Origin of the sequence: Xanthobacter autotrophicus (assembly GCF_030015065.1) — a bacterium.
Lineage (GTDB): Bacteria > Pseudomonadota > Alphaproteobacteria > Rhizobiales > Xanthobacteraceae > Xanthobacter > Xanthobacter autotrophicus_D.
Genome location: NZ_JAIVFN010000168.1, coordinates 1 through 6,856 on the forward strand (window position 1 = coordinate 1; position 6,856 = coordinate 6,856).

The following is a 6,856-nucleotide window of genomic DNA, read 5'->3' on the forward strand; positions in this document are numbered from 1 at the left end:
GGGAGAGGGAGCCCGCCGGACATCCCCTTTCTTTTTCCTTCAGAGCCCCGCCATGTCCCAATCCCCCGAGTCCATCGAGCGCCACACCCTCTCCGTCCTCGTCGACAACGAGCCGGGCGTGCTTGCGCGCGTCATCGGCCTGTTCTCCGGCCGCGGCTACAATATCGACAGCCTCACCGTGTCCGAGGTGAGCCATGAGGGGCGCCTGTCGCGCATCACCATCGTCACCACCGGCACCCCCATGGTGATCGAGCAGATCAAGAACCAGCTCGACCGGCTGGTGCCGGTGCACAAGGTGCGCGACCTCACCGTCGAGGGCACCACGCTGGAGCGGGAACTCGCCATGGTGAAGGTGCGCGGGCTGGGCGAGGCCCGCGGCGAGGCGCTGCGCCTTGCCGAGGCGTTCCGCGCCCGCGTCATCGACGCCACCCGCGAGAGCTTCGTGTTCGAGATCACCGGCAAGTCCGACAAGATCGACCAGTTCGCCTGGCTCATGGAGCCGCTCGGCCTCGTGGAAGTGGCGCGCACCGGCGTGGTCGCCATCTCCCGCGGGCCGGAGGCCATGTAGGGCGGGATGTTCCCGTTCATCATCTGAGGCAGCGCCTCGCGCCGGGCAGGGCGGGAAAGCCGCCCTCCGGCGCGAACGGCTGTTCCCATTTGCCGCGATCCGGTGCAAAGGGACGCCCGGCGCGGATCACACCGACATTCGAGACAACGCCCATAAGGAGAAAACGATGCGCGTTTACTACGATCGCGATGCCGACCTGAACCTGATCAAGGGCAAGAAGGTCGCCGTCGTAGGCTATGGCAGCCAGGGCCACGCCCACGCGCTCAACATGCGCGACTCGGGCGTGAAGGAGGTCGTGGTCGCCCTGCGTCCCGGCTCCGCCACCGCCAAGAAGGCCGAGGCCGAGGGCTTCAAGGTGATGAGCCCCGCCGACGCCGCCAAGTGGGCCGACGTGGTGATGATGCTCACCCCCGACGAGCTGCAGGGCGACATCTATCGCGAGAGCCTCGCCGACAACATGAAGCACGGCGCGGCGCTGCTGTTCGCCCACGGCCTCAACGTGCACTTCAACCTCATCGAGCCGCGCCCTGACCTCGACGTGCTGATGGTGGCCCCCAAGGGCCCCGGCCACACCGTGCGCTCCGAATACCAGCGCGGCGGCGGCGTGCCGACCCTCATCGCCATCGCCCAGGACGCCTCGGGCAACGCCCATGACCTCGGCCTCTCCTACGCTTCCGCCATCGGCGGCGGCCGCGCCGGCGTCATCGAGACCACCTTCAAGGAAGAGTGCGAGACCGACCTGTTCGGCGAGCAGGTGGTGCTCTGCGGCGGCCTGGTGGAGCTGATCCGCGCCGGCTTCGAGACCCTGGTGGAAGCCGGCTATGCCCCCGAGATGGCCTATTTCGAGTGCCTCCACGAGGTGAAGCTCATCGTCGACCTCATCTATGAGGGCGGCATCGCCAACATGAACTATTCCATCTCCAACACCGCCGAGTACGGCGAATACGTCACCGGCCCCCGCATCATCACCCCCGAGACCAAGGCGGAGATGAAGCGCGTGCTCACCGACATCCAGACCGGCAAGTTCACCCGCGACTGGATGCTGGAGAACAAGGTGAACCAGGCCTCCTTCAAGGCCACCCGCGCCCGCGCCAACGCCCACCCCATCGAGGAAGTGGGCGAGAAGCTGCGCGCCATGATGCCCTGGATCAAGGCCAAGGCGCTGGTGGACAAGACCAAGAACTGATCCGTTTCCTGCGGAGCTTCGCCCCGGAGCGGCTTTTGCCGCTCCGGGGCTTTTTATTGGCAAAGCCCCGGTGACACTGTCACCGGGGCGAAGCTTGGGCCACGGAGCCAGGATATGCCAGGATCCGGCGGAGACGGGGGCTGCAATGGGCGAGACCGACGACCTCGAATGGGACGATGACAAGGACGCGGCGAACCGTGTGAAGCACGGTTTGCCGCTGTCCATTGCGGGACGCCTGTTCGACGGGAGGCCGCGCCTTGACCGGCAATCCCTCAAGCCGCCGCAGACTGAGCTTCGCTTCGAGACCATCGCTGCCATCGGCGAAGATGTGCTATTGTGTGTATGGACATGGCGAAGCAGAAAGCGGCGCCCCATATCCCTGAGAATGGCGAAGCGGAGCGAGCGGCGTGCCTACCAAGAAGCAATTGGAGGAAGCTGACCGGGCGATCAAGGAGGTCGACTGGGAAAAGCTCCGCGCCATGTCGGACGAGGAAATCATCGCCGCTGCAAAGTCCGATCCGGACAGTGCCCTTCCCACCGACGAGGAACTCGCCGAGTTCGATCTCGTCATCCCCGCGAAAAGCCGGCGCAAGCCGCCGAAGGAAGCCGCCGAATAGGCCTGCTCCGCGCCAGCCACCGCCCGCGAGGATCGCGCGACCGCTGCCGGCCTCAATCCACGATCTGGGTCTGGATGGTGAGGATGTCGTAGGCCGGCGCCTCCGGTGGGTTGGCGTAGAGGCTGGTGAAGGCCGAGGCGCCGCCGTCCGCCGTGATGGCGCGGCGCGCGAGGCCGCCGATCTCCCCGCCATAAACCTGGATCGCGATGGCCACCTCCACCTCGGAGGCATTGGCGATCTTCAGGCCGTCGCCGCCTTTGGGCGAAAAGGTCTCCACGCTGCCAGCCGGCAGCGCCTTCACCGGTGCGCGGGGCCCGGGCGCGGCGCCCTCGAGCAAGGCGAAGCGCTGGCGGTGGATCGTGCCGCGCAGCACGCCCAAAATCTCCCAGAACGGCTCCTGGCACAGGGGCAGGTCGGCGCCGCCCGAAAGCACGGTGGCGACCACGCAGAAGCGCTCCATGCCGTCCGCATAGAGCTGGTACTGGCGGAACGGCGCACCCCCCGCCGCGGCGAACACCCCCGGCAGCCAGTCGTCGGCGGCGACGAGGCGGCCCATGAGGTCGGCGCCGATCATCAGGATCTCGCGCGGGTCGTCCGCCAGCTCCACCATGGACTGGATGTCCCAGATGAAGCGCTTCAGCGCGGGCGGAACGGGTTCTGTCACGGGCGGGTCCTCGCGGCGGCTTCAGTGGTCGTGATCGTGGTCATGGTCATCGTGGTCATGGTCATCGTGGTCATGGTCGTCGTGGTCATGGTCGTCGTGGCCGTCCTTCGCGGCGGGCTTCTTCACCAGCGTGGCGGCAAGGACGCCGCCGGCGGCGAGGATGCCGTCGTCGTCGATGGCGTGGCCGAGGCCCGGCCGGCGCATGCTCTTCGCCGGCACGCCCAGCGCCTTCAGCCGCTCGCGGGTGGCCACCATCTGCGCGAAGGGGACGACCTCATCCTCCTCCCCGTGGATCAGCAGCACCGGAGGCCGCGCGCGGATCTCGTCGGCAAGGTCGTCCGCCTCCGGCAGTGCGCCGCAGAAGCCGATGACGAGGGCGGGGCACGCGGCGCGGCGCAGCCCCACATGGAGTGCCAGCATGGCCCCCTGCGAGAAGCCCACCAGAGCGAGGTGGCTGTCCGGCAGCCGGCGCTCGGCCAGCATGCGATCGAGGAAGGCGTCGAGCCACGGCGCGGCGGTGGCAAGGCCTTCGGAAACGGCTTCCGGCGTCATGGCGTCGGAGGGAAACCAGCGCCGGCCGCCGCCGGGGGCGGGGAAGGGAGCCTCGGCGGCAAGGAAGTCGGCCTTGGGCATTTCCGGCGCCCAGTTGAGGGCGAGGTCGATCACCTTCTGCCCGTCGGCACCCTCCTCATGCAGCAGCACCACGAGCCACGCCGGCTTGCCGCAGGACAAAGCGGCGATCTTCGGCCCCGCGACGATGGGCAGATCGGTCGGCAGCTCGGTGCCGGCGGCGGGAGCGGGGGCGAGTTCCGTGGTCATCCGCGCGCCCTCTCGCAGGACCGGCGCAGGGTGAACCGGCCGTTGTCACACGCGTGTCGGGTTCCGCACGCGGGCGGGCAGGCCGCGCGTGCGGTCGAATTTGCCTTCATCGCCAAGGCCATGGCCGGCCTCACTTGCCATCGTGCCCCTGCCGCAGGGGCTCCACGGGCTTGATCTGGCAAGAAACGGGCCGGCGCCCGGTTCCGGCTCTTGCCGGAACCGGGCTCAATACCATTGGTCCCGGTCCTGGACCGGGGCCAATGGTGGGACGCTTCAGGTCGCAGGCGCCGTGGCGCTCACCACCCCGCCCACCAGGTTGAGCCCCAGCAGGAAGTCGGACGGCAGCTCGGTGCGGATGAGGGGCATGCGCTCCACCGGCCGCGCCAGCGCCTCGGCCTGGGCCTGTCGCGCCGCAACGGCAGTCGCGATGTCCACCGCCGCGAAGCGGAAGCCGGCGCCCGGGCGCAACTGGGCGAAGCTGCCGAGATCGGCGCCGATGACGGTGGCGATCTTGGGATAGCCGCCCGTGGGCGCACGGTCCGCCATCTGCACGATGGGCAGGCCCTCGCCCGGCACCTGGATGGCGCCATGGGCGATGCCGTCGGAGACGATGTTGAAGCCGCCGGCATGGGTCAGCGGCTCGCCCTCCAGCAGGTAGCCCATGCGGTCGCTGCGGCCCGAGAGGGTCCAGGGCTGGGTGAGGAAGCGTTCCACCACCTCAGGCGTGAAGAAATCATCCTGCGGGCCGAGCACCACGCGGACCACGTCGCGCGAACGCTCCAGCCACGGGGCGATGAGGCGGGAGGGGGCGGTATGGCCCAGATCCGCCGTTTCGCCCACGGGCAGGCGGTCGCCCGCCTTCAGCGGCCCGCCGTCGAGCCCGCCGAGGCCGGAGCGCGTATGGGTCGCGGTGGAGCCCAGCACCGGCGCGATGGCGAAGCTTCCCGCCGCCGCCACATAGCACCAGGCGCCCGCGGGGCCGGGGCGCAGGGAGAGGGCGGCGCCGGGCTCCAGCGTCAGCACCAGCGGGGTTTCCAGCTTCTGGCCGTCCAGCGCCACCGCGAAGGGCGCGCCGGCGATGGCCAGCGTCACCGGCCCGTCTTCCGCCGCGAGCGAGAGGCCGCCGAGGCCCACCTCGATGGCGCTGGCGCCGGGCGCGTTGCCCACGGCGAGGTTGGCGGTGGCGTGGGCGAGGGCGTCCATGGGGCCGGCCCCGGTGACGCCGAAGCGCAGGTAGCCGTGCCGCCCGCTGTCCTGAATGGTGGTGCCGGGACCGGCGGAGACGATGCGCAGGGCGGGTGCGCTCATGGCTGCGGCTCCCGGCGCGCGACCACCTCGCCGGCGGCGGCGCGGGCTTCCAGCGCGTCGAAGGTGGCGCGGTCGATGGGCTCGAACATGAGTTCGTCGCCCACGTCCAGCAGCACGGTGGGGGTGCGGGTGAGGGAGAACATGCGCTCCGGCGTGCGGCCCACCAGGAACCAGCCGGTGGGCATGGAGACGGTGGCGATGCTGGCGAGCCCGCCCGCCATCATCACCACGTTGGGCGGATGGGGCGGGCGCGGCTTGAGCCGGCGTGAAACCTTGGCAAACGCCTCCGGCAGGCCGCCCAGATAGCAGAAGCCGGGGGCGAAGCCGTACATGTAGAGCCGGTAGCGCGCGCCGGAATGCAGCGCCACCACTTCGTCCGGCGTGAGACCGGTGGCGGCGGCGATATCGGCGATGTCCTCGCCGAATTCCGCATCGTAGCAGCAGGGAATGGTCCACAGCGCGCCGCGCCGCCCTTGCGCGGGAGCGGCCTGCGCCAGCGCGGTCACCTCGGCGGCCAGCGTCGCGCGGTCGATCACCAGCGGATCGTAATGGATCATGAGGGAGCGATAGGTGGGCACGCTCTCGCGCACGCCGGGCAGGGCCCGCGCGGTGACGGCCGCGTCGAGGGCGAGCACATGGTCGTTGATCGCGGGGTCCACCTGGTCGCCGAACTCGGCGACGAGGGCGGTTTCCCCGGCGTCCAGCAGGCGGGGCAGGGGGGTGTCAGGCGAAGGGGACAATGGAAATGCCCTCGTCTTCGAGCCGCGCCCGCACCCGCCGGGCGGTCTCCACCGCATGGGCACTGTCGCCATGCACGCAGATGGAGCCGATCTCGGTCGGCAGCGGCGTGCCGGATGTGGTGATGATGGCCCCGGCCTTCACCATGGCGACGACGCGCGCGGACGCCTCGTCCGGATCGGTGATGACCGCGCCGGGCTGGCCGCGCGGCACCAGCAGGCCGGCTTCCGTGTAGGCGCGGTCGGCGAAGATCTCGGCGATGGGGGTGAGCCCGGCCGCGCGGGTGGCCTGCGCCTGTGCGCCCAGCGGCCCGGCGAGGATGGGCAGGCGCGCATCCACCGCCTTCACCGCGCGGGCGATGGCGGAGGCGATCTCCGCACTCTCCTCCGCCATGTTGGAAAGGGCGCCGTGTGCTTTCACGTAGGACACGCGGTGGCCGGCATAGGCGGCCAGCCCCTGGGCGGCGCCGATCTGGTAGGCGACGAGGCGCTCGATCTCCCCCATGGAGAAGGGGATGCGGCGCCGGCCGAAGCCCCACAGGTCCGGAAAGCCGGGATGGGCGCCGATGCTGACGCCCTTCTCCTTCGCGAGAGCGAACACGCGGGCCATGATCTCGGGGTCGCCCGCATGCAGGCCGCAGGCGAGATTGGCCGAGGAGACGATGTCGAGCAGCGCCGCGTCGTCGGTGATGGCGTAGGCGCCGAAGCCCTCGCCGAGGTCGGAATTGAGGTCCACCTGCATGGTGCGCTTCCCTCAGGATTGGCTTGAGAATGGCTTGGGCATCGCGGTCACGCCGAGCCGCTCGGCTTGCCTGGATTTGGGTCGTGTCTCAGCTCGAAACAAGGCGTGGTCTTGCCCCCTCTCCCGCCCGAACTCGGCTGTTGCCGAGTTCGGTTCCCAAGAGACGACGCCGGAAACATCCGGCGTCGTGCGGGGGAGGGGCTGTCTCTTATACA

9 protein-coding genes are annotated in these 6,856 nt (G+C 69.8%); 4 read left to right on the forward strand and 5 right to left on the reverse strand.

Annotated features, from left to right (window positions below):
- Nucleotides 1-52 precede the first annotated feature (52 nt).
- The 4 genes from ilvN (at nucleotide 53) to K9U40_RS21225 (ending at nucleotide 2,371) form a co-directional block, all read left to right on the forward strand.
- Nucleotides 53-568 carry an acetolactate synthase small subunit gene (gene ilvN / locus K9U40_RS21210; RefSeq protein WP_282892105.1) on the forward strand — a complete coding sequence of 172 codons (516 nt, stop codon included), beginning with the start codon at nucleotides 53-55 and terminating at the stop codon, nucleotides 566-568.
- A 166-nt stretch (nucleotides 569-734) separates the two neighbouring features.
- Nucleotides 735-1,754: a ketol-acid reductoisomerase gene (gene ilvC / locus K9U40_RS21215; protein WP_012113511.1), complete on the forward strand. Its 1,020-nt coding sequence runs from the start codon at nucleotides 735-737 to the stop codon at nucleotides 1,752-1,754.
- Nucleotides 1,755-1,899: 145 nt separating this feature from the next.
- On the forward strand, nucleotides 1,900-2,193 hold the full coding sequence (locus tag K9U40_RS21220; protein ID WP_282892106.1) for a BrnT family toxin: 294 nt from the start codon (nucleotides 1,900-1,902) through the stop codon (nucleotides 2,191-2,193).
- Nucleotides 2,162-2,371: a hypothetical protein gene (locus K9U40_RS21225; RefSeq protein ID WP_282641256.1), complete on the forward strand. Its 210-nt coding sequence runs from the start codon at nucleotides 2,162-2,164 to the stop codon at nucleotides 2,369-2,371. Before K9U40_RS21220 ends, K9U40_RS21225 begins: the two co-directional genes overlap by 32 nt.
- A gap of 52 nt (nucleotides 2,372-2,423) precedes the next feature.
- Here the strand turns inward: K9U40_RS21225 and K9U40_RS21230 are convergent, their stop codons facing one another.
- The 5 genes from K9U40_RS21230 to K9U40_RS21250 all read right to left on the reverse strand — a co-directional run bounded on the left by K9U40_RS21230 (nucleotide 2,424) and on the right by K9U40_RS21250 (nucleotide 6,641).
- The gene (locus K9U40_RS21230) at nucleotides 2,424-3,035 is read right to left on the reverse strand and encodes a hypothetical protein (protein ID WP_282892107.1); all 612 of its coding nucleotides are present in this window, start codon (nucleotides 3,033-3,035) and stop codon (nucleotides 2,424-2,426) included.
- 21 nt (nucleotides 3,036-3,056) lie between these two features.
- Nucleotides 3,057-3,854 carry an alpha/beta hydrolase gene (locus K9U40_RS21235; protein ID WP_282892108.1) on the reverse strand — a complete coding sequence of 266 codons (798 nt, stop codon included), beginning with the start codon at nucleotides 3,852-3,854 and terminating at the stop codon, nucleotides 3,057-3,059.
- A 273-nt stretch (nucleotides 3,855-4,127) separates the two neighbouring features.
- Nucleotides 4,128-5,162 carry a biotin-dependent carboxyltransferase family protein gene (locus tag K9U40_RS21240; protein WP_282892109.1) on the reverse strand — a complete coding sequence of 345 codons (1,035 nt, stop codon included), beginning with the start codon at nucleotides 5,160-5,162 and terminating at the stop codon, nucleotides 4,128-4,130.
- Nucleotides 5,159-5,902 (reverse strand): 5-oxoprolinase subunit B family protein, encoded by a 744-nt coding sequence (locus K9U40_RS21245; protein ID WP_282892110.1) that lies wholly within the window; start codon nucleotides 5,900-5,902, stop codon nucleotides 5,159-5,161. The genes K9U40_RS21240 and K9U40_RS21245 overlap by 4 nt, the downstream gene beginning before the upstream one ends.
- A complete protein-coding gene (locus K9U40_RS21250; RefSeq protein WP_282892111.1) occupies nucleotides 5,886-6,641 on the reverse strand; it encodes a LamB/YcsF family protein in 756 nt (251 codons plus the stop codon). Before K9U40_RS21250 ends, K9U40_RS21245 begins: the two co-directional genes overlap by 17 nt.
- Nucleotides 6,642-6,856: the final 215 nt, after the last annotated feature.

Excerpts from the sequence above, each read along its gene's own strand:
- K9U40_RS21240 (WP_282892109.1), bottom strand. The coding sequence starts at position 5,162 with ATGAGCGCACCCGCCCTGCGCATCGTCTCCGCCGGTCCCGGCACCACC.
- K9U40_RS21235 (WP_282892108.1), bottom strand. The coding sequence starts at position 3,854 with ATGACCACGGAACTCGCCCCCGCTCCCGCCGCCGGCACCGAGCTGCCG.
- K9U40_RS21220 (WP_282892106.1), top strand. The coding sequence starts at position 1,900 with ATGGGCGAGACCGACGACCTCGAATGGGACGATGACAAGGACGCGGCG.
- K9U40_RS21250 (WP_282892111.1), bottom strand. The coding sequence starts at position 6,641 with ATGCAGGTGGACCTCAATTCCGACCTCGGCGAGGGCTTCGGCGCCTAC.
- ilvN (WP_282892105.1), top strand. The coding sequence starts at position 53 with ATGTCCCAATCCCCCGAGTCCATCGAGCGCCACACCCTCTCCGTCCTC.
- ilvC (WP_012113511.1), top strand. The coding sequence starts at position 735 with ATGCGCGTTTACTACGATCGCGATGCCGACCTGAACCTGATCAAGGGC.